Origin of the sequence: Mucilaginibacter sp. KACC 22773, from assembly GCF_028736215.1 — a bacterium.
Taxonomy (GTDB): Bacteria; Bacteroidota; Bacteroidia; order Sphingobacteriales; family Sphingobacteriaceae; genus Mucilaginibacter.
In genome coordinates, this window is sequence record NZ_CP117883.1 from 3,302,160 (window position 1) to 3,327,131 (window position 24,972).

A 24,972-nucleotide genomic window follows, 5' to 3' on the forward strand; every position below is an offset into this window, starting at 1 on the left:
ATCCACCCTGCATAGTTCGCGATTGCTTCGTTCCTCGCAATGACATTTTAATATATTGTATTACAAGGGCTTTACCTTTATCCCCCATATATCTTTCAACGCTTTTTTAGCCGCATGATACCCGCACATGCCATGCACCCCCCCACCCGGAGGCGTGGATGATGAACAAATATACAACCCCTTGGCTGATGTTTTATAAGGCGAAACCCTTAGCACAGGCCGCGTAAATAACTGGCCGATATCTATTGCGCCGCCGCTAATGTCACCGCCTATATAGTTGGGATTGTATTCTTCAAGCTGGGCGGTGTTAAAGGTATGCTTAGCCAAAATTGTGTCCCGGAAACCGGGTGCAAAACGTTCCACCTGTCGTTCTATAATATCAGTTATGTCTTTATTTGAACCATTCGGGACATGACAATACGCCCATGCCGTATGTTTGCCTGCCGGTGCCCGTGATGTGTCGAAGATGCTTTGCTGAGCCAAAAGTACATAGGGTTTGTCCGGGTGTTTACCTTTCCAAATCAGTTGCTCGCCTTCGGCAATTTCGGCAAATGTGTTGCCAATATGTACCGTGCCTGCCTGTTTAACTGCTTCGGCCTTAAACGGGATTGGCGCATCCAAAGCCCAATCTACTTTAAATACACCCGCACCGTAACGATAGCGTTCTAATTGCCATTTGTATAGCGGCGAAAATTTATGGCCGGCAATTTTTAACAGTTGTTTTGGTGTAACGTCGAACAAAACAGCATGTGATGAGGGTAATTGATTTAATGACTCGACATAAAACCCGGTCTCAATCTTACCGCCAATCGATATAAAATACGAAGCCAAGGCCTTTGCTATTTGCTCAGATCCGCCTTTGGGTAATGGCCATCCTTTTAAATGCCCCTGTGCCATTAGTACCAGTGCAATAGCGGATGTGGCGATATTGCTCAAAGGCTGTATGGAATGTGCCGCCATCCCTGCTAATAAGCCTTTTGCCTCTTTGGTTTTAAACTTTTTGGCTAACCATGTGATGGGCGTTATGGCGGGAAGGCCGAATTGTGCCATCAGCAAGGGATGTTTCGGATAATGCGGCGGGCCTAAAACATCTGCGGCAATTAGCGGCCAGTTTTTTACTACAGGCTGCATTAAATCAAGATATGCCTGCTCATCCTTGCCAAGTAACCTGGCGGTTTCCATTACTGATTTAAGCAAAACAGCAGCCGTTCCATCATCAAAAGGATGGGCAGCTGCTGTTTCTGGAAATACATACTCGAGGCCATGTTGTGCAAGCGGCAATGTTTCAAAAAAAGGCGATGAGGTTGCGAGTGGATGGATGGCCGAGCAAATATCGTGTTTAAAGCCAGACAGGGTAAGTTCGGCTGTACGCAGCCCGCCCCCTATTTCATTTTTACCTTCAAGCAATAAAACAGAAAGCCCATGTTGCTGCAATAAAATTGCAGCCGCCAACCCGTTTGGCCCCGATCCTACTATTATCGCATCGTAATCGCGCTTTTCAAGCTTCATGTATGGTGCAAAGAGGTGTTGATACCCCTAAGATACCCAAATTAACTATTTTAAGCCGACATTGTTTAGTTTAAAACCTCGCCTGCATGCGTGGCCTGGGGCACCTCAATTAACTTGCCCGACCGTACATCATATATATAACCGTAAATGGGAATGTTGCCAGCCACTAACGGATGATGCCTGATGCGCTCCACATCTTCCACAACGCTGGCTTCCAGGTTTTTGAAGGTGAGGAATGCGATATGATTGGCTTCGTCAGATCCGCCGCTTTCGTCGGCATTGCGCCAGCCGTTTTCGTCGATAGTGGCCGTATTCAGGCTTTTGGATAGTAAGTTACGAATGATATCATCGGTAAACAAGCCCATACCGCAATCGGTATGGTGTATTACAAACCATTCTTTGGTACCCAATAGTTTATGTGATATCACCAATGAACGGATAGCGTCATCGCTTGCCCGGCCGCCTGCGTTGCGGATCACGTGTGCATCGCCCTCGGCAAGGCCTGCGTATTTGGCAGGATCAAGGCGGGCATCCATACAGGTTAAAATGGCAAACTGGCGTGCCGGCGGTATAGTAAGATTACCCTTATCGCCAAAATGTTTTACATATTCATCGTTAGCTTTAAGTACCTGCCGGTGTACTTTACTTTTTACTTGCTGAAGCTCATCAATTGCGTTTGACATAGTTTTATATTTTTGTGAATAAACCTCGTTTTTAAATTATCAGGCTGATTTCCTGCTGTTAGCTATCAATGACGATTCGTAAACCGACGAAACAATAGCTTCACCATCGAAAGTTCCCAAAAAGTCAAGATCAATATGGCTGTAAATCACCTGCTTGCTGGCATCGATAATATAGGTGGCCAGCAAGGGCACATTAACATCAATACCCGAAAAGCGGTTCCAAACCGGGTCGTTGTCAGAATAAATCCTGAATGTGTGAGCTATATTTTTCTCCTCGTCGTGATAAAAGTTAAGGGTAAAACTGCTTTCCCAAGCCTGTTTTGCCAGTTCGTCGGTACGCTCATCGCTGATAATCAACAAGCTACCGCCGTTTGCTCTTATTTCCTGCTGGATATTGTTCAATTGATTTAACAATTCAAAGCCTTGCTCTTTCCAGTGGTGCGAGTAAAATGCAATCACCAATGGTTTTTTGAGCAGTTGCCTTAAAGCAATTGGCCCATGTGTTTGTGCACCGTTGAAAAACGATTGCCAACGGGTATAATCATTGGAAAACTTTAAATCGGGAATATAATTACCTGCTTTTACGGGTTGCAAAGCGCGGTAAGGTTTAAAAGCAATATCGTTATCAGGAACAATTTCTGAAAGATCGAAAAACGGGTATTTATTAGCAGTAGTTGACATTTTGTAGTGTGGTTAATAGTAGTAAATTATGTTTATTGGCGCAGATGAGAGAGGTATCACCTTCAACAACGGCATAAGCCATAAATCACGTGCTGGTAATGCAGCACCCTATCAAAAAATGATTTCTTTAAAGGATTTATCGGGTAAGCGTTCATAAAATATATTATTAATAACCAGGTCAGTAAACTTTTAGCGGGATCTGTGGTTTTAAGGGAGAGAAACTCAACAGCAGCAACACATACACATCATCCCTCTTAAATCGTGGCGATTTAAAAAGTTATTTGATTTGTATTTTATTGTGTTGTTTAACATTCCTTTGAATTAACGAAACAAATATACTATAATGTCTATATAATTAGTATACATTTTTATAATTTTTTTTATTCTTCTTTTAGTTACTTAACTTACCAATAAAAACATCCATGTTAAAAGGCGTTTGCAAATTCATTTCCATACCACTTATTTCGCTCTTATACATACCATTAGGCTGCAATCATAGTTCTAAATCCGGCCGGCAATCAAAAGCCGACTCGCTTAAACGAAAAGCTGTTAAAGAATGGAATAAAACCATCCCAGGCAATTTCAGCGATCAAACCGACGCAATTTTTGATAGCACGCTGCTTGCCACTTTTGTTAAAACCCACCCTGCATTTGAGCCCTATGTTAAGGATATCAGCCTGTTTTATAGCAAGCGCAAGTTTGCTTACGCCTGGTACAACAAAGGAAAGTTGATTGAACAGGCCGGTAACCTGGCAGACAGAGTAGGAAATTTACAAAATGAGGGTATTTACAAGGCCACTCCCTACCCCAAAGTTTTAGACTCATTGATATTTGCGCCTAATAGCAAGTCATCAAAACCCAATATCGAAACAGAGTTAATGCTGACGGCCCAGTATTTTGTATTTTCAAAACTGGCTTTCCAGGGAATGAGCGATTCTACCAGTAAAGCGGTTAACTGGTTTTTGCCGCGCAAAAAAATCTCCTATAATGATTACCTGGATACTTTATTAAGGCAAAGCGGCAAAGCCGGCAGCACCTTATCAGAGCCTGTTTACAGGCAGTACGATTTATTAAAAAACTACCTCGCCAAATACCGGGCGTTAGACGCGAAAGAAAAATGGACAACGATACCATCAGCCAAAGGCGTAAAACCAGGCGACTCGTCGGCGGTTATCCCGCAGATAAGAACACGGCTTTTCAAATTGGGAGATTTTAAGGGCGACACCTTAGGCAATGTTTTTGACAATGAATTGCAACAGGCCATAAACCAGTTTCAACTAAGGCATGGCTTAACAGCCGATGGCCTGCCGGGGCCGGGGACACTTGCAGAGATGAACGTACCCTTAAAAAAACGCATCAGGCAGATTATTGTTAATATGGAGCGGTGCCGCTGGCTTCCGGTTAGTTTAAGTACCGATTACCTGGCTGTAAATATCCCCGAATTTAAATTGCACGTTTATCATGCCGATAGTTTGTTGTGGAGTTGTAATGTGGTTGTAGGCCAAAAGGTGCATCAAACAGTTATATTCTATGGCCAGATGCAATACGTGGTGTTTAGCCCGTACTGGAATGTACCCGAGAGTATTGTCCGAAACGAAGTTTTACCCGAAATGCGAAAGAACTCCAGTTATATCAGCAAGCACAACATGATCATTACGGGCCGCGAGAATGGTTTGCCGGTAATTAAACAAAAACCCGGCCCCGAAAACTCATTAGGGCTTGTGAAATTTTTGTTCCCGAATAGCTATAGTATTTATTTGCATGATACGCCCTCACGATCGTTATTTGGCGAATCGTCCAGGGCCTTTAGTCACGGTTGCATCCGCGTTGGCGAACCTGCAAAGCTTACCGCTTTTCTGTTGAAATATGATACTACCTGGACTGCTGACAGAATTTACAAAGCGATGCATCTTGGCAAAGAACAAACTATAACACTTAAACAAAAAGTACCTGTGTTCATCGCCTATTTCACAGCTTTTACCGATAGAGATAACAAACTCAACTTTCGCCAGGATATCTACGACAGAGATGAGCAGCTGGCTTCGATGATATTATCGGGAAGCGGGAAGTATTAGAGAGAATATTAATTTACAAAACAAAAAAAACGTCATTGCGAGGTACGAAGCAATCCCCGATATGCAAAGCTAATTAGCATGTAGGGGATTGCTTCGTACCTCGCAATGACGCGATTAATTGATAATAACTACTACTACTTCAACACCGATACCGCTTTATTGGCATCCCCTACTCCCCAAACGGTACCTGGCTTATCGCCCATGGTTATTTCCAACTCACCGCCGGCCATCAGGGTTTTGTGCGAAAAGTAAGTTTTGGTATAATTTACACCGTTTAGCTTCATGGCGTTGATGTACATATTTTTAGGCCCGTTGTTTTTTACAACGATGTGAAATGTTTTATTGCCTTGCAGTTTCAGCCTTGCCTCGGTGATTACCGGGCTGCCAAAAACATACAGGCCATTTGCCGGATTAACCGGGTAAAAACCAAGAGCCGAGAGTACGTACCATGCCGACATCTGGCCAACATCTTCGTTGCCAATAATACCGTCGGTTTTAGTGGTATAAAAATCATCCAGGATATAGCGCACTTTGGCGGCTGTTTTCCATGGCTGGCCCGAGTAATCATAGTAGTAGGCCATTGGGTGGCCAGGCTCGTTGCCATGGGCATACTGGCCTATTAATCCCGAAACGTCGGGCGATTTAAATTTACCCATATCGCCCTCGGCAATAAATAACGAATCGAGCTTGATATTAAATTTATCTTTGCCGCCCAGCAAATTAATTAATCCCTCAACATCCTGGGGCACCAGAAAAGTATATTCCCAGCCATTGCCTTCGGTAAAGTCGCCGGTTTCATGAATCGAGATGAATGGGCTGTACGGCGTGCGCCATGAATTGTCGGCTAAGCGGCCACGCATAAACCCGGCTTTAGGGTCGTAGTAATTTTTGTAGTATTTACCGCGCTTGCTAAAGTATTCATAATCGGCAGTTTTGCCCAGTTTTTTGGCAACCTGTGCAAGGCACCAATCGTCAATAGCATATTCCAAACCCATCGAAACAGATTCCGCTGTACTATCTGCAGGAATAAAACCCAGTTTTTTAACAAATTTAACGCCGCGTGCATCCTGCATGGCGGTAGTTTTCATAGCCTCATATGCAAGGTTAGCATCAAAACCTTTGTAGCCTTTAAGCAATGCATCGGCAACAACGGGCACCGCGCTATAACCAACCATACAGTTAGTTTCATTAGCCATTAAATGCCAGGTTGGCAAAGTACCCTGCTGCTGGTAAATAGCCAGCATCGAGTTTATCATATCGTTAGTATGCTCGGGGTGGATGATGGTTGATAATGGGTTATTAGATCTGTAAGTATCCCATAACGAAAATGTGGTTACATTATTAAAACCAACGTTTTTATGCACCTTTTTATCGGTGCCCCAGTACTCCCCATTTACATCATTAAATATAGATGGCGCTACCATAGAGTGATAGAAAGCGGTATAGAACTTTTTCAATATCGATAATGAATCAGCTTTGATATTGATTTTCCCTAACTGTCCATTCCAGGCCTGGTCGGCCTCGGTAACAACTTTTGCAAAATCCCAACCAGGTATTTCGGCTTTAATGTTTAGCATGGCATTTGCCGAACTTACCGGCGAAATACCAACTTTAGCGTAGACAACCTCACCCTTTGAGGTAGCAAAACTGATAACGCCTTTAACTTTTGCACCTTTTAACTTGGTAGCACCTGCTTTGGCTGTGCTGTCATAAACGGCAAATTTTTCCATCGGTTTGGAGAAAACGGCGGTGAAGTAAATGCGCTGATCAGCTGCCCATCCTTTTGAAAAGCGGTAACCGCTGATGGTATACTTATCTTCCTGTTTAATGTAGGTTTCGTACGATCTGTCCCAGCCAATACCTTCCTGTAAGTCAATCACAATATGCGCATCTTTTGAAGCGGGGAAAGTGTATTTGTGCATCCCTACCCTGGTACTGGCTGTAAGCTCGACACCGATATCGTAGCGTTTTAGCTTAACCTTATAGTATCCGGGCTTCACAACTTCGTCCTTGTGGCTAAAAAGTGAAACATAGCCATCTTGCATATCTTTCAAACTGCCCTTGTAAGTTTTGATGGCACCGGTGGTTGGCATAAAGGAGATATCGCCCAGGTCGCCAATACCTGTACCGCTTAAATGTGTATGCTGAAACCCAATAATGGTTGAATCGGAAATATGGTAGCCCGAGCACCAATCCCAGCCTTCGGATAAGTTGGTTGGCCCTAATTGCACAGCACCAAAAGGAACGTTTGCGCCAACAAACACATGGCCATGAAAGCCGGTGCCGATATAAGGATCGACATATTTGGTAAAAGAGACAGGCACCGCTTTCCCGTTTTTTCGGGACTTATGGGCCTGGCCAAATGAGCTTGATGTTAAGACAGCCAGTATTCCGGCTAAAAAGATCTGTTTTTTCATTCGTTACTTATAGATTGTGCGACGGGTTTGCACAAACATAAACCCGGCTATATAATAGATTATTAATAAACGCTTAATTCGGCAACGGTAATACCATTGCCAGATATAACATGTTCAGCCTCAAATTTAAAATACCTGGCGCTTACAGGGGTGCTTAAAACAACCGGCTGCTCAATCGGGTTCGATTTAATATTCGAGAACTCTCCCGAAGCCACCTTTACCCATTCTTTGCCGTCCAGGCTTGTATAAAATGTATACCGGTCAACAATACCATCAGCCTGCTTATCCTGCCTTGGTAAATATCCAAATGCTTTAATTTGCCGGGCTACACCCATATCAATGGATATTTGCTGCGGAAATTTAGCATTGTCCTTGCTTAATGTGCTGTATAATGTACCAGTGTGTTCATCAATCGCATTTTCGGCCCGGTTACCAACGTCATTTTCGGCAGTCGCATCAATGATTTTCCAATCTATTTTGGCATAGCCAAATGAGGCAAAAGCAACATCACTTTTCTGCCCTCTGCCTTCAAAGCTACGTGCTTTAACAATCCCTCCGTTGGCCAATAAAACCGGTTCCTGGTAAACCGGCGAAGTAAGGGTTGGCTCCTGTCCGTTTAAGGTATACCTGATGGCACTCACCGGCGCTTCGGTTGTTATGCTAACCTCGCCTTTTTTGTTTCGGACAATTTTAGGTGCCGTTAAATGTACAGGTTCCTTAAATAATCCAAAATCGCTAAGCGCAATGGCTACAGGCGATTTGGTTATTCTTAACCTTAACTTACTTGCCGTAATGTTTTGAGTTAAACGGATCAGCCTGTTACCGCCTATGCTGGTGGCTGCGCCAATCTGCTGCCATTTGCCGTTCATAAAAGCATCCACCTCAAAAGCTTCTATCCGCTGGCCTAACTTAATATTTTCGCGTAGGCGGATAACGTTGAATGTTTTTGGCGTGTGCAGGTCGATAGTTAAACTGGGGGTGGTTACTTTATCATCCGTAGCCCAATAACTGTACCTGTCGTTATCTAACAAAAGCTGCGGGCCAAAGCTTAATTTATTACCGCCACGGATATTACTTGCGGAAACGGTAGCCCCCTTTGCCAGGTTAACCGCAAAGGTTTGTTTTAACAGGTTACCAAATTGGGTAAGGGATTTAACGTCTATCTCATTTACAATCCCCCGCGGATCTGGCGATAAACCTAAATCCAGCGCCGCGCCGCGGCCAACACTTTTGTAATACAGATCAAGCAATGTATAGGGCGATTTCACCCCGTCGTCCTGTGTTTTGTGGTAAAACCATCCGGGCCTTAATGACACATCGCATTCGGCCGGCATCCAATAATCGCCGTTGCGGGTACCTTCAGTGCCTTCGTAGTCTTTTACAAAACCATTGCCCGGCTTTTTACCTTCTACCGGGGCATGGGGCGTATAGGTTGCCCAGCAGGTTTCGCCGGCATGGCCTTCTTCATTACCAACCCAGCGTACATCGGGGCCAACATCACCAAAAATAACGGCGTTTGGTTGCAATTTACGGGTAATGGCCCAGGTAGTGTCCCAGCCATAATAGGTCGATCTGTCGATATGTCTTACCTCGCGCTTACCGCCATAGTAGCCATCGCCGCCGTTGGCGCCATCATGCCATGATATAAACAGCGGGCCATAGTTTGTATATAATTCGCGTAATTGTTCGCGGTATATTTTGATATATTCATCGGTTCCATAATTAGGGTTATTCCTGTCCCAGGGCGAGCAATATACACCCAACTGCATTCCTAATTTATCGCAAGCCTCGCGGTATTCTTTTAAAATATCGCCTTTGCCATTCTTGTATGGGCTTTTGGATATGTTATGTTCGGTTGTTTTGGTGGGCCAAAGGCAAAAACCATCGTGGTGCTTGGCAACCACTACAACGCCTTTGAAACCGCCGGCTTTGGCAGCACCTACAATTTGCATAGCGCTAAACTGCGATGGATTAATCAGTTTAGGGTCTTCATCGCCATATCCCCACTCCTTATCGGTATAAACATCAACGCCATAATGAATAATGCAATACATACCCATTTCCTGCCAGTTTAGCTGCCCTTTGGTTGGCAGCGGGCCGTAGGGCTTTGGCGCGCCTTGGCTAAATCCTTTTAGGCCGATGGCCAATAACAATAATATGATACCTGTAACCTTTTTCATGAATACATTTTAATTTTTAAACCAACCAGCCGGCACCTCCTGCGGTACCGAGCCATTAACACTATACTTTAGGCGCAGCTTAAAGCCGCCGCCACCCTCAATAAAATCAAGCTGAAAAGGGTGTGCCCCCATTTTTAAGACCACCTGCCCGCTGCGTTCCTGGGCCGAATGGTTGCCATCGTTGTCTACAACCGTGTTGGGGCCTATTTTTAAAACTCCGCCATCGTCGCAGGTAAGGTAAAAGCTGTAAATACCATCAGCGGGTACATCAATATAGCCTTTATAAGTAATACCAAATGATGGCGCTTTTACAGTTGCCGGTACTTCAATTTTATCTGTGGTAAATGTACTATCAACTTTAGCATCCTTCATAAAAGTTGTTGCTTTAAAGTAAGCTTTGTAATAAGTACAGGCCAGGCCGGGTTTCGGCGGCGCTATTTTAACCGGGCCAAGCATTTGTTGTTGGGTATAATTCAGGTTGTAAACATCACCGCGGGTGCCATTTTGGGTAAAAGCTGCTACCCTTATCAACTCTGATTTTTTGATAACCAATGGTGTGGGCAATATCGGGGAGTTTACGCCTGGCAGGGTTCCATCGGTAGTATAACGGATGGTTAAAGTTGGCAAAGGCGATGCAATGCTTAATTTGCCCTCATTGGTAAATACATATTCGTTTAACAGGCCCGGCAAATCCGGCAGGCGATAATTTATCCCTAAGGCATCCATCCTGCTATACTGGCGTACCAGGCGTTGCAGGTATGAATTATATTTATCGGGCTGATTTGTCCAAAGCATTTCGGCAAGGGCGGTCATCCGGGGCATGGCCATATAATCGGCACGTCGCTCGGATGGGATCCGTTCCGACCAGATGTTAGCCTGGGCGCCGATGATCGATTTAGCTTCCTGTTTATTTAGTACTTTAGGGATTGGGTTAAAATGATACACCCGGTCAACCGAATATTGATCGGGCTGGTTATCAAAATATAAAGGCTCGCCGGGCGTCATGATCACTGTATTACCGTTTTTTACCGCTTCAACAGGCGCATTAGGTACCCATCCGCGCCAGTACATTACAATAGCGGTAGGGCTGATGCCACCTTCAATAATCTCATCCCAACCTATTAATTTACGGCCTTTGGAGTTAAAAAACTTTTCCATCCGGTTAATAAAATAGCTTTGCAAAGCTGCCAGGTCTTTTATCCCTTCCTTTTCCATCAAAGCCTTGCAGGCATCTGATTTACCCCAATCGGTACGGTCAACTTCATCGCCTCCAATGTGGATATATTGGGATGGGAAGATGTCCATAATTTCGGTAAATACGTTTTGGGCAAACTCAAAGGTTGTTTCGTTACAAGGGCAAATGGGTTTGGTGAACAGCGTTCCCCATTTATTCTCGCCATTACAGGTTAAAAACGGGTACGAATTGATGGCCGCCATCATGTGACCCGGCATATCTATCTCGGGAATAATATCAATGTGCTTTGCCGCGGCATAGGCTACCACACCCTTCATTTCCTGCTGGGTGTAAAATCCGCCGTAAAGTGTTTTACCACCGCGCTGAATGATATGCTCCTTATCGATCACAAAATCGGGGTTATCTTTTGAAAGTTTCATGCACAACGAATCCTGGTCGTTGAATGTACGCCATGCACCCTCTTCGGTTAGTTTGGGATATTTTTTTATTTCGATGCGCCAGCCCTGGTCGTCGGTCAGGTGCAGGTGCAGCTTGTTCATTTTGTAAAGCGCCATCCTGTCGATAAACTTTTTAAGATAGCTGATAGAAAAAAAGTGCCGCGAAACATCCAGGTGCATACCGCGCCACCCATAAGCGGGCTCGTCCTGAATAGTCAATACGGGCAAAACTAACTTTTTGCTTGTTGTGCCTTTTTCTATGGAAACAGGTAACAATTGCCTGATGGTTTCGATAGCATGAAAAACGCCGGCCCCGGAGTTAGCTAAAATTTCGACATGCTTTGGTGTGATGGTAAGCCGGTAGCCTTCTGATACTGTTATATCGGCACTTTTAATGATGCTTATTGCTGATGCCGATTGATTTTTAGTTAGGATTAGCTTTTGTCCAAGTCCTTTTTCTAACAGTGCGGCAAGTTCTTTGGCCTCGCTCTTAAACGCCGATCCGCTCACAGTGGTTCGCGGTGTTATGACAAATATTCCTTTACCCGGTATTAATTTTGTGGGATAAGGTATCAGCGGAAATTTAGCTGTGCCTTGTGCATTTGCACTAAACCATACAAACAAGAGTGGGGTTACCAGCCTGATGCCAGCATTTTTGCGTAAAAAAGCTATCATTGATAGTTTGTGTTTTGAGTAATATTTTCCTGAAATTATCTAACGCCAATTATCCCGCTCGCCTAACAAAGTTATGATAAACCTTGCTTTTTATGTGTCACAATAGCTAATCCCAATAATTTTATAAACATATTAAAACTTTTTAATTTTCTTAAAGAAGATTAACACGAATTGCACGAATTGAAGCAAATTAGCGCAAACAAGGGGTTCAAAGTTGGTTTACTAATTGCAACTAATACTGAGCTTAAAATTTGGCGAACTATGCAAATTCGTGAAATTCGCCTCAATTCGTACAATTCGTGTTAGTCAATTCGTGAAATTCGATTTAATCTGCTCAATTCGTGTGTACTCAAACATTTATCCAACCGGCTTGTTTCTAACTTATGATAACCAGCGGCGTAACATTCGGTATTAATAAAGAAGACGGAACCCATATTATTATTGCCGTTGATCCGGCAGATACTAATAAGATTGACGAAAACAACAATGGGACCTACAAGTTATACAGGGATATAGACAGCCCAAAAACCTTTGATAAAGGATATCTGGGTGCTATTTTTTTGGATGATACGGAGCCTGGGTATCATTATTCCGGTGGCACCGAACTTACCGATTTTGAATTAAAACAATTGGCCAAGCTGATAAGGGATTATCATGCCACCGGTAAAGAGTTTGACGATCATAAACGCGATATTACCACAAAATGAGAGTCAAGAATTAAGACAGCTTAAGGTCTGGTTTCTGACCTCAGGTTTTCCCTTGATCCTATTTTTTTTGGGATAATTACTGAATTAAAGGCCTTTAAGTATTTGGCTATATAATCCTGTTTAGTTTTTGATTTGTATTGCATAATAAACCGTGGGTGTTCCAGGGCTACTATTTGCTTAAAAAACTTTTTTTCATCGTTTAGCTTACGCAAAAAGGCTTCGTTTTTGCCTGTGCCAAAGCAAAAGCAAACATCTGTTTCAAAACCCAGGCTGATCTGTTTTTGAATATTTTCTGTGATAAAAGGATATACCGCTTTGGTTAATTCCGGGGTATCATAATAGTTGTAATTTACCTCCGTACCCTTTGGGCCGGTTATGGTAAAGCCGAGCGGGCAAACCGAATGGATGTAAAACTGCTCATAAAACGCGGTTATACCGCCAAAGGCATCAATCATATCATACACATATTCTGACGAGGGCTCATGTGTAATTGGCCCGGTATAGGGTATCTGGCATTTGCTGATCATCCGTTTGGGATCGGTAAATGACACTCCTGTCATGCCCGAGCCAAACCGGCCCGGGTTAATACCCAATATCAAATGGCGGGGATGGTTATCGCTATAATATTTGCCGTAAAACCGCGTGGATACATCCAGCGCAAAATCATTATCCCTGAACGGGTTCATGATGCTTATGCCTGTTGGCAGCGTTCCTGTATATTCCAGTTGTTGGTTAAAGGCTATTATTCTATCGGCAAAGGTGTTCATACCGGGTAAAATTAGTAAAAAGCAAAAAGCTTAACGCATAAAGTTATTTTGGTTCAGCAATTGCTTTTAAAAAAGGAGGCGCCTACGGAGCCCTGCTTTTGAGTTTTATTATGCTATAAACACGCGACTCCTACGGAGTCAATGACACGCATTATTTCTAACTCCAGCGGAGTTACGTGTTTATAGCATGATAAATACCTATTGTTTGGCTCCGCAGGTGCCTCCTTTTTTAAAGCCTATATTTTGCTTAGATCTGTTTACTTTTATGTTATGGGCATTGTCAACTTTACTACTTTTCTGGTCACATCTTTCCTTTTTATCATTTCACCGGGTATCGATACCATTTTCGTGCTTAACAAATCAATAGGCCAAGGCAAAAAAGCGGGAATTTACGCAACTTTGGGTATTGCTACAGGGGTGCTTGTACATACTACGCTGGCTGCTTTTGGTTTGTCGTTAATATTATCACAATCGGCAATGGCTTTCAGCTTTGTAAAATACGCCGGCGCTGCCTACCTGGTGTATCTTGGCATCAGTAAGTTTCTTTCCAAAGAAGAAATTTTAAAACAGGATATGGCCATACTATCTGAGCCTGTGCGTAAAACTTATTTATCTGCGGTATTAACCAATACCCTTAACCCAAAAGTTGCCATATTTTTCCTTGCATTTTTCCCGCAATTCATCCATCCGGCACAAATTCACAATGCCCTACCCTTTGTTTTGCTTGGTATAACTTATGCTTTAATGAGTTTAGCCTGGTTTGCTGTGCTCACTTTTTTTGCCGGCTCATTATCCGGGCGACTAAAAAAGCAGCCCTTATTTAGTATTTGGCTTAATAAATTTTCGGCAGTTGTTTTTGTGCTGATGGGTATTAAAATAGCTTTCACCAAAAGGTAAAGCAAAAAAAATCCCGGTTACTTTACAGCAGCCAGGACAATTAAAACACCCCATAAAAAAATCTTACTTCATATATTCCTTGTCCAGGAACAAATACCTGTCCCGGTCGTTTTCTGTTTTTTGCCCGCTTTTTACGTCGATGTCCATAAACTTAACCGGGCTTTTACCTGTTGTGTTGGCGTCCCACTTTGGTAAACCTGCACCGTTTGGATTATAATTTTTAATAAAATTGGCAAAATAACTCTCCATGGTTTCTGATACTTTATAGTCGTCAGGTGTCCAGGCGTACACTTTATTGCCGCCAAGATTGCCCATGGCGTACTCAATTTCGGATGCGTGCGATGCGCCAACTGCCGCTGGCATTTTTGGCATAGCCATGCCTCCGTTATTTTTCACAACACCTCCTGCAAGCCCCGGGGCTGCGTTGCCCATTTGTGCCGTCATTGCCGGGCGGATGCGCGAAAAACAATAACGATACACAGGTTTGCCACCTGTTTTTATTTGCAAATCGGCCCATTTCCAGGTACTGTACACGATAAAACGATCGCTTGATAAGGCGGTTGCTGATTTAATAACTTCTTCGTCTGTCGAGGCAGGATAAAGTTTCATTACTTCGCCGGCTTTATCGCCATACAAAGTATTTAATGCTTTTTTGTAATTATCCAGCGTTGGTGCGTCGGCACGCATTACAAACTGGTAAGGCACCTCGGCCGAGTTCCATCCAACTAAAATCGGGATTTTTGCCTGTTCGCCTGCTTCAAAAATTTCGGGCAGCGATTTTGGCAACAAATATCCATCAATAGTTGGCGTATTGGGGGTTGCGTTTGCACTGTAAGCCGCGTTGAGTAAATCGGCAGCGGGTATAGCCCTTAAATCAGCTATAGATCCGGCTTTCATGTTGATCGCAAATTTCGCCCCGTTTTTTTCGGCATCAGCCAATGGGATAGAATTTAAAGTTGGTTTTATCCCGGCACCGCTCTCTCCTATCGCCGCGTTGATTAAGTTTTTTGATAACGGCGACGCCATTTGTATTGATACCGATATCGAACCTGCCGATTCGCCTGCGATGGTAACATGGTCAGGATCGCCGCCAAATTTGGCTATGTTCTTTTTCACCCAATCCAGCGCAGCATGCTGGTCGAGGTAACCATAATTACCAGACGAATGATTTGGCGATTCTGCAGTTAATTCCGGATGAGAAAAGAACCCGAATATGCCCAAACGGTAATTTACAGTTAATGCAACAATCCCACGTTTAGCCATGCTTTCGCCGTCATAGCGCGATTCGGACCCATCACCGGCAACTAAGCCGCCGCCATAAAAATAAACCAGTACCGGTAGCTTTTCTTTCATGGTTTTAGCAGGTGTCCAAACGTTAAGATAAAGGCAATCCTCGCTCATCCCCGATGCCCTAAAATTCATATCACCAAAAACTGGCCGCTGCATAGGGTTACTTCCAAAATGATCGGCTTTTAAAACGCCCGTCCAGTTTTTAGCGGGTTGCGGCTCTTTCCAGCGCAAATCGCCAACGGGCGGCTGCGCAAACGGGATACCTTTAAAAATAGTTACGGGCGAACCGGCCTCTTTTACACCCTCCAGCGTACCGTTCCCGATAGTTACCTGGTTTGTTTGTGCAATTACCTTCACGGTAGTTAGCTGCACCAGCAGCAATACTGCTAAAAATGGTTTCCTCATGTGGTTTATAATTGGTTATTGGAAATTAATACAAGCATCAGAATAACTATTGTATCATTATGTTACAATAATAATTTAAATTTACGCCGCTAACAAATTTTTTTGTTAATTGCCACGATTTATATGTCCGAAGACAACAACGAGTTCAAAAAACAGGAAGCTGATGCAAAAGGTGAAGGCTATTTGCCCGGCCTGGCTATTGATGCGGTAATTTTTGGCTTTCATGACAAACAACTTAAAGTTTTACTGCTTGCCTATAAAAACACCGGTTTGTATGCCTTGCCAGGCGGCTTTATTCATGATTACGAAGATGTTAATGAAGCTGCACGACGGGTGTTATTTGATCGCACGGGCCTAAAAAACATCTTCCTTGACCAGTTTTATGTTTTTGGCGACAGAAGCAGGCACGATCCGGAGCCCCTGAAAAAGATTATGTCTGTAAGTGGCAAGATCCCCCCGGCCGACCACTGGTTGCTGAAGCGTTTTGTATCTATAGGATATTATGCGCTGGTAGATTTTACAAAAGCCATCCCCACTCCCGATAGTATCTCGGATAGTTGCGATTGGTATGGCCTTGATGACTTACCTGTACTGATGCAGGATCACCAGTTGATCATTAAAAAAGCTTTGGAAACCCTGCGCGTAAACTTAGATCAGAAACTGATAGGCTTTAACCTGCTCACCGATGATTTTACCATGGGCGATTTACAAAGCCTGTATGAAACTATCCTGAACAAAAAACTCATCAGGGCGGCCTTTCAGCGTAAGATGCTAAGCCTGGGCATATTGGAACGGATAGCAAAAAAATTTACCGGCGGCGCCCATAAAGCGCCTTACCTGTACAGGTTTATTTCCGGAAGATAATTTAGTGTCTTAATTATACCCTTTAATTGTCGTATTACACCCTTTTGGTTTATATTTAATGACTGTAGATTTACATTATCAATCAACAGAAATTTAACTACTTAAAACCTCAACTGCCATGGCAACAATTAATCCTTATTTGAATCTCCCCGGTACAACCGAAGAAGCTTTTAACTTTTACAAATCAGTATTTGGCGGTGAATTTTTAGCCGTGATACGTTTTAAAGATTCGCCGGGAGGGTCTGAGAATGTAGCCGAAGCAGACAAAGACAAACTGATGCACATTGCCTTGCCCATAGGCAAAAACATCCTGATGGCTACCGACAGCATTGGCGAAATGGGCATGGGTTACAAACAGGGTAATAACTATCATGTCTCTATCAATGCTGACAGCAAGGAAGAAGCAGAAACCATATTTGCGGCGCTATCTGCAGGCGGCCAGGTTATGGTGCCGCTTGCCATGGCCGAGTGGGGCGACCTGTTTGGATGGTTTACCGATAAATTTGGCATATCATGGATGGTAAGTTATTCACCCAACCGCCCACAATAACGTTGACGGTTATGAGCGCGAAAACAATTAACATCACCTACCGGGTGTTAACAGTTTTGCTGGCCTTAGCTATGGCCGGCGATGGCCTTGGCGGAGTTACAAGGCAACAAGCAGGTATTGATGTGCTGCACCACCTGGGTTATCCTATTTATTTTATGGTGATAGTGGGCACTGCCAAACTGCTTGGGGTAATAGCCATACTGCAAAACAAATACAAGACAGTTAAAGAATGGGCTTACGCCGGCTTTTCATTCACTCTTTTTGGTGCCATTGCGTCAAGGGCTTTTGCGGGCGATGCCATTAGTGAGTTCATTCCGCCAATAATCATGCTTGTATTTTTGTTTGCGGTCTACTATTTCTGGAAAAAGTTTAATCAATTAAAATCAACTGAATTATAACCAATCACACTAAAAACAAAATTTTATGAAAATCGCTGTAATTATTGTACGCACACTGGTAGCACTAATGTTTTTGTTTGCGTCGGTAACCTATTTTGCCATGGTTTACTTCCATGCATTTACCATGCCTCCTGTAACAGGCAATATGAAAGTTTTTAACGATGGATTGGAAGCCTCGGGTTATTTAATGCTGCTTATAAAGATAACCGAGCTGGTTTGCGCGCTGCTGTTATTATTCGGCAGGTACGTGGCGTTGGCTTTGGTAGTTTTATTCCCGGTAATGGTAAACATTGTTTTAGTGAATGCGTTTTTGTCGCCATCGGGCCTTACTATGGTTATACCATTGCTGGCTGGTGTATTATTCCTGGCTTATACCCAACGCGATAAATATGCGCCTTTGTTTACAGCAAAATAAACAATACGAGCGGATTAAAAAATCAAGCTGTTATGACGGTAGAAGTTTTTAAAACCAATGTAAACAGGCGCAAATATGCCAAAGCATTGTTGGCCGAAATCCACGAGACCTTTGCCGACTATCGCGCAAATTTCGATCTGGACGATTGCGATAATATATTGCGGGTGCAATGCAGCAGCGGAACCATATGCGCTAATACGATGATACTTTTTTTAAAACGCTTTGGCTATCGGGCCGAAGTATTAACGGATTAACTTCAATACGCAAACAAAATCCGTTATGGTTAATTGTTATAATATAAAGAGAACATCATGTTAAAAGAAAGCAAAGCATTCAGCGGCTTTTCGGTAAATGATATCGGGAAAGCAAAGGAGTTTTACGGCAAAACATTGGGACTGGAAGTAAAGGATGATACCACAATGCCGGGGATATTGCACCTGGAAATTTCAGGCGGCAACGCAATTGTAATATATCCAAAACCCAATCATGAGCCAGCCACTTTTACTATACTTAACTTCCCTGTACCCGATGTAGAAAAAGCTGTAGATGAATTAACAGCGCGCGGCGTTAAATTTATAGTTTACAATCAAGAGAACTTCAAAACCAATGAAAAAGGCATATTTACAGCTGGCGGCCCAACGATAGCGTGGTTTAATGACCCGGCAGGCAATATCCTGTCGGTTATTGAAGAAACTAAAGGCTAAAGCTGCAAATCATAGAATTTGGTTAAAATAGCCTGAAGTCGTAAACCCGGAGTCGTAAGTAAAAAGAGTTAAAACTGACTTAGTACTTATGGCTCCAGGCTTATGACTTAACGGGCAGTCAAAATATTGTTTGTGGGCTTCTTTTTTAATATTAATGCAGCAACAACGGCTATAACTAACCCTACGGGCAATATTTCCACATAAGTAAATAACATTATAAAAACGGGATTCTTATACATTTGCTTGTATGAATCCATTTTAGCAGTCTCATCGCTCAGTTCTTTTGCGCTTGCTCCGGCGGCCTTAGCTTCGGCAAGCACCTGGGTTGCATACCTTTCCATAAAATCGGGCATAAAGTTGTAGTAAATTATCAGCCAGCTAACTACATAACAGGTAGATGCGATAAGCGCGATGTAAAGCCCTATCATAAACCCTTTCCCAAAAGTTATCTCGCCGCCGTTATATTTATCCCGGTAGTTTTTAACAGCTACAAATATCATGGAAAAAGCAATAAGCATGGTAGCATATCCTAAGTACATGCTGCCATTGGTGTGCCCATTGGCATAACACATTGCCATGGTAACAGCCATCAAACCGGATACTATTGCACCAGCAATTAATCCAAAAACGATTACATTTTTTTTCATTGTTTTAAGTTTAAATTTCTGGTACAAATTTGGCGCTTTGGGTTTGCAACGCGGTCATACTTTAGGGTGATTTTGCTTAAATCATACCAAAGTACCAATATTATCAGGCAATGATACCCAGTTTCTTAGCTTTATCAACGGCCTGGGTACGGCGCTCAACTTCCAGCTTTTCAAACAAACGCGACGAATGTGTTTTAACCGTATTTAAAGATAAAAATAAGCGGGCGGCAATCTCCTGGTTACTTAAGCCATCGGCCATTAACTGCAACACCTCCATCTCGCGCTTACTTAAATTAAGTTGGGTTAACGCGGTTTCGTTTAAAACAAAATTATCATTGGCATAAATATAAACCTCTTTTTCAACTTGTATGGTTTTAACTTTCGGCGAACTTAATTTTAATGCCAGCCAGATGCCAAGGGAAGTAAAAACAACGGCGATGGCGCCAATATAAATCTCGAATGCATGATCTATTAAAATAAACCGGTATTCCAGCCATTTCATTAAAAACAGCAGTACAGCCAGCGAACCACCATACATGATGATATGCTTATTTTTTGAAAACTTATTCACGGCCTTTAAATGTTGCTTATTGCCAAAAATATAAAATATGCCGATAAAATATCCCCCTGCCCATTAAACTCCTACTTAATTGAACAGGTCGCGTCAGGAAATTTTTTTCCCATTTTAAAAGCGGTCTCCCAAAGTGGGAAAAAATTCCTCAACAGCAGGACATATTTGGCCATAATAATTCAAATACAACCATAGCAATCCTTTAATTAAAACGAACAATATAAATAATGGGCTTGTTAACAAATAAAAACATTATTGGTGCTTATGGTAAATTTTTTATCCGTATTTTCGGTACAGTAATTGCCAAAGTGCACATAAACTGGTTAACCAGCATTGGTTTTTTGGGGAATATCAGTAAAAAACAGAACATTAAACCTCTTTTTAACGTATACCTGATCATTTTGCAAACCAATAAAAAATATAGGAATTTGTATATAATTAAAGCCATACAGGCCCCTGAAATTATTAGTTTACGTGTTTTAACCGCTTTAGAGCTGATTCCCAAATTAATCATATGAAGAAAACGTTACTAATTGTCGATGACGATTTAAGCATATTAAAGTTACTTAGTTTTATACTCTCAAAAGATTACAACTGTGTTGTTAAGAACAACGGCATTGAGGCTTTTAGCTGGCTGGAAGAAGGGCATCTGCCCGACCTGATCCTTTCTGATCTTCAAATGCCTTATTTTGATGGCCAGTCATTTGCTAAAAATGTAAAAATAAGTGGTTTTTACCGCGATATCCCGGTATTGCTGTTGTCTGCAGCACATGACCTGGATGAGCAGGTGAGCAATATGCCATTCAAAATTGACGCTTACATGCACAAACCTTTTAAGCCGAACGAACTCAAATCAGCAATTAACCAACTTCTACAAGTTTATGAATCGACAAACGTCTGATTGGAACGAAAATTCCGGCTCGCACATCAGGATCGCTTACGCGGGGTTGGAATTAAAAGACCTCATATTAAGCGGCCTTAATAATTTTAACATTATTTGTAATGATACTATCACACAGCTTGATGTTTATCTTGGTGAGCAATCTATATTAACCGTACCAGACATTATCCTGATAGAGATCGATACCGAAGGCAAATGCTTTGCGCTGGTTGAATCGATAAAAAGAAGCTTTTTACTTAACGGGTCTATTATTGTTCTGCTGTCAACCAAAAACGATAAAAACCTTAAGCAAAAGGCGCTTCAATTAAGAGTGCACGATTATTACAGCGTCCCGTTTTCTGTTGATGACTTGCGCGAAAGGCTTAATTTTCTGGTAACTTTTAAGCTGATAAAACCAAAGCTTCTTGAGCTATCAAAAGAGGTTGATACCACGTACAAGATGCCTTTGGGAAAACGTATTATCGACCTGATTATATCGTGCTCAATGCTTTTCTTCCTGTCGCCCATTTACCTGCTTGTAGCCATAGCGATTAAATTGGATTCAAAAGGCCCGGTATTTTACAAGAGTAAGCGCGTTGGTACGGGATACAAGGTGTTTGATTTTTATAAATTCAGATCGATGCGTACCGATGCCGATCAGTTATTGGCCAAGCTATCTACCGAAAGCAACCAATATGCCAATGAAGGCGGCGCCGGCAAAGCAGCTTTTGTAAAAATAAAAAACGACCCGCGCATTACCAGGCTCGGTAATTTTTTGCGCAACTCCAGCCTGGACGAACTTCCGCAGCTTTTTAACATCCTCAGGGGCGATATGTCGGTAGTAGGTAACCGTCCTTTACCTGTTTACGAAGCGGAAATGCTTACATCTAATGAGTGGTCGATGAGGTTTTTGGGCCCGGCTGGCCTTACCGGCTTATGGCAGATAAGCAAACGGGGAAAAGAAGACATGTCTGAAAGAGAAAGAAAAAAACTGGATAATTTTTATGCCCAAAAGTATTCTATTTGGTTAGATTTACGGATAATTGCCGGTACTATACCGGCCCTCTTTCAAAAAGAAAAAGTATAAATTAATGAACAGAAATATAGTAATAGTTTGCTTTTTGATATCCATTACACTGTTTTCCAGGCAGGTACGCGCCCAGGAAACTTTCATAAATACTGTAAACATGACATACCTGGATAAGCTGATAGCAACAGCAAAAAAGAATTATCCGGAAGTAAAATCAAGGCAAAGCCAGGTTAAAATAGCCCACAGCACGTACAATCAAACAAAATTTGCCTGGCTGGACGGATTAACAGCATCGTACATTTATAGCCCGCAAAATTTAGTTAACCAGGCCAAACCAAGCATATTCAAAGGGTATCAGTTAGCAATAACGCTTAATATAGGCCAATTACTTAGAAATCCGGCCAGTACCAATATTGCAAGTGAATCCTTTAAAATAGCACAGTACCAGCAGGCCGAGTATATGCTCAGTCTTGAAGCACAGGTAAAAAGAAGTTATTTTACTTATTTGGCTGCTATGGCCGAATTAAGGCTTCGCTCGGGTGCGGTAACAGATGCCGGCACGGCCGTTAAACAGCTTAAATATGCCTTTCAAAAGGGGGAGACTACATTCCAGATTTACAATGAACAACTAACCACGTATTACAATCAAAATGCGTTTATGTTGCAGGCAGAATTGGCCACCTGGACAGCAAAAACAAACCTGGAAGAACTATTGGGGATTAAACTGGAAGATATAAAGTAAAGATGGAGTTAAGCTTTTTTTTTAAATTATTAAAAAAATACCGGTTAGTACTCATTTTTATACCGCTTATCGCAGGTATAGGTACATTTTTTTTGGTTAAAAAACTGCCCGATACCTATATTTCACATGCGCAAATTGCTACAGGTATAATTGATGCATCGCGGCACCTGCTGGATAAGGATGCAAACGCAAGTATACAGGCCCAACAGGCATTCAGCGAGTTTAGTAACCTGATGGCCATCATGAAGCTTAAGAAAATAGTTAGCCAGGTTTCCTATTCGCTAATTATACATGACTTAAAATACCCCGCCTATCCGTATAGCAAACCAAGCCAGATGCTTTCCGAAATGGCTGAATATGAGCGTGATGCCGCATTAAAGCTTTTTGAGTACAAATTCAACCATTTTGAACCACTGTTGCTTTACAACAAACAGGAGCGCATTTTGAACGATTTGTTGCACTCCATGAAATATGACGACGCGTCATTACGCAAGGACCTGATTATTTACCGGGACGAAGACAGCGATTTTATAACTGTAACTTATGATTCGGCTAACCCGCAATTATCCGCAGATGTTGTTAATATACTATGTACCCAATTTATTAGCTACTATACCCAAACCGTAAAGAAAAACCAATCAAATGCCGTTTCATTTTTATCCGAGCTCTTGGTTCAAAAAAGAAATGCTCTTCGGGATAAGACAGCACAATTACAAAAATACAAGATAGACAACGGTATAATTAACCTTGAAGAACAATCAAGAGCTGTTTTTAGCCAGATAATTAGTTATAACGATAAAAAACAGGATGCCGAAAAAGAAATAGCGTCATACGAAGGGGCCTTAAAGAAAATTGATGGCAGGTTTGAGCCAGGCGACAGGAGATATTTCGAGTCGGTATCAAGCAAAATTAATCAGACTATTACTGCAACACAGGACGAACTTCATGCTGTTCAGAACAAATATATCCGCAGCAATTACGATCCTAAGTACAAACCCTCGCTTGATTCGCTTCAAAAATCATTGTCGGCTCAAATTAACCTTTCATCAGATCAATATATAACGAATCCGCTTACGCATAAGGACGAATTGGTTAAGCAGAAACTGGCGCTTGAAATAACACGCGATCTGGCCAAATACAGCATTCAAACAATTAACGCAGAGCTGGCCGATTTGAACGCCAAATTTGCACGCCTTGTTCCGTTTGATGCCAAAGTAAAAACTTTCGATTTTGACATCAATATTGCCAGCCAGGAATACCTTGATGTTTTAAATAAATATAACGCAACCAATCTTAAATCCAATTTCAGCATTGAACTGATACAGGTTGAAAAAGCCGAGCCCGAAGCCCCGCAACCGTCAAAAAAAATGCTGCTAATAGTTATAAGCGTTGTGGTAACGCTATTTGGGTGCGTGTTTGTGTTGTTCCTTATGTTTTATTTTGATAATACCATAAAGGAGCCTGCCGAACTTGTTAATAAAACCCAGTTGCCATTACTTGGCTACCTAAACAGGATACCTGGCACCGACCTTGACCTCAGGAAACTTTGGGATATTGAAAACCGCGATAAAATGCAACAATACAAGGATTTGCTGCGATCTGTGAGGTTTGAAATTGACCAGGAATTACGTGGAGAAAAAGTTATTGCAATTACCAGCATAAGCCCGCACGAAGGAAAAACACTTTTTGCAACGAGCCTTGCCTACTCCTATGCCATGATCAATAAAAAGGTTTTATTAATTGATGGAAACTTTGAGCGGCCGGATTTAACAAATGCACTGCACCCGTTGTTGTTTTTAGAGGATTATTTTAAAGACAATCCGCACAGCAGTATCGAAATAAACAGCAGCGTAGCTACTACGCTGGGCAACCATGGCAATGATGTTACGTTGCTGGAAATTGCCGACGAAGCCTTTATTAAAAACCGCTTTGACGATTTAAAGTCAAAATACGATATTATTATTATTGATACAGCCCCGCTAACAGCGTTAAATAAATCAAAAGAATGGCTCCTGTTTGCTAATAAAACTATTGCCATTTTTGAGGCAAATAAAGAACTGACCAATGCACAAAAACCTCACCTGGTATTTTTAAAGACGCTGGGCAGCAAATTTGGCGGGTGGGTGCTTAATAAAACAACTGCAAATAAAAAGAGAACATAACCCTGTGTAAGGCATTTGCCGGTTTATTTTCCAACCAGGGAAATTTTAGCTTTAGTATTATGAGAATAGATCCCATTGAAGCAAAGCGAAA

24 protein-coding genes are annotated in these 24,972 nt (G+C 42.3%); 14 read left to right on the plus strand and 10 right to left on the minus strand.

Annotated features, from left to right (window positions below; all coding sequences use genetic code 11):
• Nucleotides 1-60: 60 nt before the first annotated feature.
• The 3 genes from PQ469_RS13775 to PQ469_RS13785 all read right to left on the minus strand — a co-directional run bounded on the left by PQ469_RS13775 (nt 61) and on the right by PQ469_RS13785 (nt 2,873).
• Nucleotides 61-1,509: a phytoene desaturase family protein gene (locus PQ469_RS13775; protein ID WP_274213471.1), complete on the minus strand. Its 1,449-nt coding sequence runs from the start codon at nt 1,507-1,509 to the stop codon at nt 61-63.
• A gap of 65 nt (nt 1,510-1,574) precedes the next feature.
• Complete coding sequence (locus PQ469_RS13780; RefSeq protein WP_090652654.1) at nt 1,575-2,192, minus strand: beta-class carbonic anhydrase; 618 nt, start codon at nt 2,190-2,192, stop codon at nt 1,575-1,577.
• Between the two features lie 39 nt (nt 2,193-2,231).
• Entirely contained in the window at nt 2,232-2,873 is a 642-nt protein-coding gene (locus PQ469_RS13785; RefSeq protein WP_274213472.1) for a peroxiredoxin family protein, read from the minus strand.
• Nucleotides 2,874-3,295: 422 nt separating this feature from the next.
• Here PQ469_RS13785 and PQ469_RS13790 point away from each other — a divergent pair, with 422 nt between their 5' ends.
• Nucleotides 3,296-4,948, plus strand: a complete 1,653-nt coding sequence (locus PQ469_RS13790; RefSeq protein WP_274213473.1) for a L,D-transpeptidase family protein — start codon at nt 3,296-3,298, stop codon at nt 4,946-4,948.
• 134 nt (nt 4,949-5,082) lie between these two features.
• Here the strand turns inward: PQ469_RS13790 and PQ469_RS13795 are convergent, their stop codons facing one another.
• The 3 genes from PQ469_RS13795 to PQ469_RS13805 form a co-directional block, all read right to left on the minus strand.
• Nucleotides 5,083-7,365: a GH92 family glycosyl hydrolase gene (locus tag PQ469_RS13795; protein ID WP_274213474.1), complete on the minus strand. Its 2,283-nt coding sequence runs from the start codon at nt 7,363-7,365 to the stop codon at nt 5,083-5,085.
• 62 nt (nt 7,366-7,427) lie between these two features.
• Nucleotides 7,428-9,545 carry an alpha-L-fucosidase gene (locus tag PQ469_RS13800; protein ID WP_274213475.1) on the minus strand — a complete coding sequence of 706 codons (2,118 nt, stop codon included), beginning with the start codon at nt 9,543-9,545 and terminating at the stop codon, nt 7,428-7,430.
• A gap of 9 nt (nt 9,546-9,554) precedes the next feature.
• Complete coding sequence (locus PQ469_RS13805; RefSeq protein WP_274213476.1) at nt 9,555-11,852, minus strand: family 20 glycosylhydrolase; 2,298 nt, start codon at nt 11,850-11,852, stop codon at nt 9,555-9,557.
• A gap of 383 nt (nt 11,853-12,235) precedes the next feature.
• Here PQ469_RS13805 and PQ469_RS13810 point away from each other — a divergent pair, with 383 nt between their 5' ends.
• A complete protein-coding gene (locus PQ469_RS13810; protein WP_274213477.1) occupies nt 12,236-12,559 on the plus strand; it encodes a hypothetical protein in 324 nt (107 codons plus the stop codon).
• Between the two features lie 20 nt (nt 12,560-12,579).
• Here the strand turns inward: PQ469_RS13810 and PQ469_RS13815 are convergent, their stop codons facing one another.
• Nucleotides 12,580-13,326, minus strand: a complete 747-nt coding sequence (locus PQ469_RS13815; protein WP_274213478.1) for a uracil-DNA glycosylase family protein — start codon at nt 13,324-13,326, stop codon at nt 12,580-12,582.
• A 270-nt stretch (nt 13,327-13,596) separates the two neighbouring features.
• Between PQ469_RS13815 and PQ469_RS13820 the strand changes: the two genes are divergently transcribed.
• Complete coding sequence (locus PQ469_RS13820; RefSeq protein ID WP_274213479.1) at nt 13,597-14,223, plus strand: LysE family translocator; 627 nt, start codon at nt 13,597-13,599, stop codon at nt 14,221-14,223.
• 63 nt (nt 14,224-14,286) lie between these two features.
• Here PQ469_RS13820 and PQ469_RS13825 read toward each other — a convergent pair whose 3' ends face one another.
• On the minus strand, nt 14,287-15,918 hold the full coding sequence (locus tag PQ469_RS13825) for a carboxylesterase/lipase family protein (protein ID WP_274213480.1): 1,632 nt from the start codon (nt 15,916-15,918) through the stop codon (nt 14,287-14,289).
• Between the two features lie 123 nt (nt 15,919-16,041).
• Between PQ469_RS13825 and PQ469_RS13830 the strand changes: the two genes are divergently transcribed.
• From PQ469_RS13830 to PQ469_RS13855, 6 genes are all read left to right on the plus strand, one after another.
• Complete coding sequence (locus PQ469_RS13830) at nt 16,042-16,782, plus strand: NUDIX hydrolase (RefSeq protein ID WP_274213481.1); 741 nt, start codon at nt 16,042-16,044, stop codon at nt 16,780-16,782.
• A gap of 118 nt (nt 16,783-16,900) precedes the next feature.
• Complete coding sequence (locus tag PQ469_RS13835) at nt 16,901-17,332, plus strand: VOC family protein (RefSeq protein ID WP_274213482.1); 432 nt, start codon at nt 16,901-16,903, stop codon at nt 17,330-17,332.
• An 11-nt stretch (nt 17,333-17,343) separates the two neighbouring features.
• Nucleotides 17,344-17,730, plus strand: a complete 387-nt coding sequence (locus PQ469_RS13840) for a DoxX family protein (RefSeq protein ID WP_274213483.1) — start codon at nt 17,344-17,346, stop codon at nt 17,728-17,730.
• A gap of 25 nt (nt 17,731-17,755) precedes the next feature.
• A complete protein-coding gene (locus PQ469_RS13845) occupies nt 17,756-18,145 on the plus strand; it encodes a DoxX family protein (protein ID WP_274213484.1) in 390 nt (129 codons plus the stop codon).
• 32 nt (nt 18,146-18,177) lie between these two features.
• Nucleotides 18,178-18,399: a hypothetical protein gene (locus PQ469_RS13850; RefSeq protein ID WP_274213485.1), complete on the plus strand. Its 222-nt coding sequence runs from the start codon at nt 18,178-18,180 to the stop codon at nt 18,397-18,399.
• A gap of 57 nt (nt 18,400-18,456) precedes the next feature.
• Nucleotides 18,457-18,849, plus strand: a complete 393-nt coding sequence (locus PQ469_RS13855; RefSeq protein ID WP_274213486.1) for a VOC family protein — start codon at nt 18,457-18,459, stop codon at nt 18,847-18,849.
• 107 nt (nt 18,850-18,956) lie between these two features.
• On the opposite strand, the gene PQ469_RS13860 is transcribed toward PQ469_RS13855, so the two are convergent.
• Nucleotides 18,957-19,496 carry a DUF4199 domain-containing protein gene (locus PQ469_RS13860; RefSeq protein ID WP_274213487.1) on the minus strand — a complete coding sequence of 180 codons (540 nt, stop codon included), beginning with the start codon at nt 19,494-19,496 and terminating at the stop codon, nt 18,957-18,959.
• Nucleotides 19,497-19,599: 103 nt separating this feature from the next.
• Nucleotides 19,600-20,067: a response regulator transcription factor gene (locus PQ469_RS13865; protein WP_274213488.1), complete on the minus strand. Its 468-nt coding sequence runs from the start codon at nt 20,065-20,067 to the stop codon at nt 19,600-19,602.
• A 227-nt stretch (nt 20,068-20,294) separates the two neighbouring features.
• Between PQ469_RS13865 and PQ469_RS13870 the strand changes: the two genes are divergently transcribed.
• The 5 genes from PQ469_RS13870 to PQ469_RS13890 are packed head-to-tail and all read left to right on the plus strand — an operon-like array spanning nt 20,295 to nt 24,881.
• Nucleotides 20,295-20,585 carry a hypothetical protein gene (locus tag PQ469_RS13870; RefSeq protein WP_274213489.1) on the plus strand — a complete coding sequence of 97 codons (291 nt, stop codon included), beginning with the start codon at nt 20,295-20,297 and terminating at the stop codon, nt 20,583-20,585.
• Nucleotides 20,582-20,968: a response regulator gene (locus PQ469_RS13875; RefSeq protein ID WP_090650835.1), complete on the plus strand. Its 387-nt coding sequence runs from the start codon at nt 20,582-20,584 to the stop codon at nt 20,966-20,968. Before PQ469_RS13870 ends, PQ469_RS13875 begins: the two co-directional genes overlap by 4 nt.
• Nucleotides 20,949-22,034, plus strand: a complete 1,086-nt coding sequence (locus tag PQ469_RS13880) for a sugar transferase (protein ID WP_090650833.1) — start codon at nt 20,949-20,951, stop codon at nt 22,032-22,034. Before PQ469_RS13875 ends, PQ469_RS13880 begins: the two co-directional genes overlap by 20 nt.
• 4 nt (nt 22,035-22,038) lie before the next feature.
• Complete coding sequence (locus PQ469_RS13885; protein WP_274213490.1) at nt 22,039-22,719, plus strand: TolC family protein; 681 nt, start codon at nt 22,039-22,041, stop codon at nt 22,717-22,719.
• A gap of 2 nt (nt 22,720-22,721) precedes the next feature.
• Nucleotides 22,722-24,881, plus strand: a complete 2,160-nt coding sequence (locus tag PQ469_RS13890) for a GumC family protein (RefSeq protein ID WP_274213491.1) — start codon at nt 22,722-22,724, stop codon at nt 24,879-24,881.
• Nucleotides 24,882-24,972: the final 91 nt, after the last annotated feature.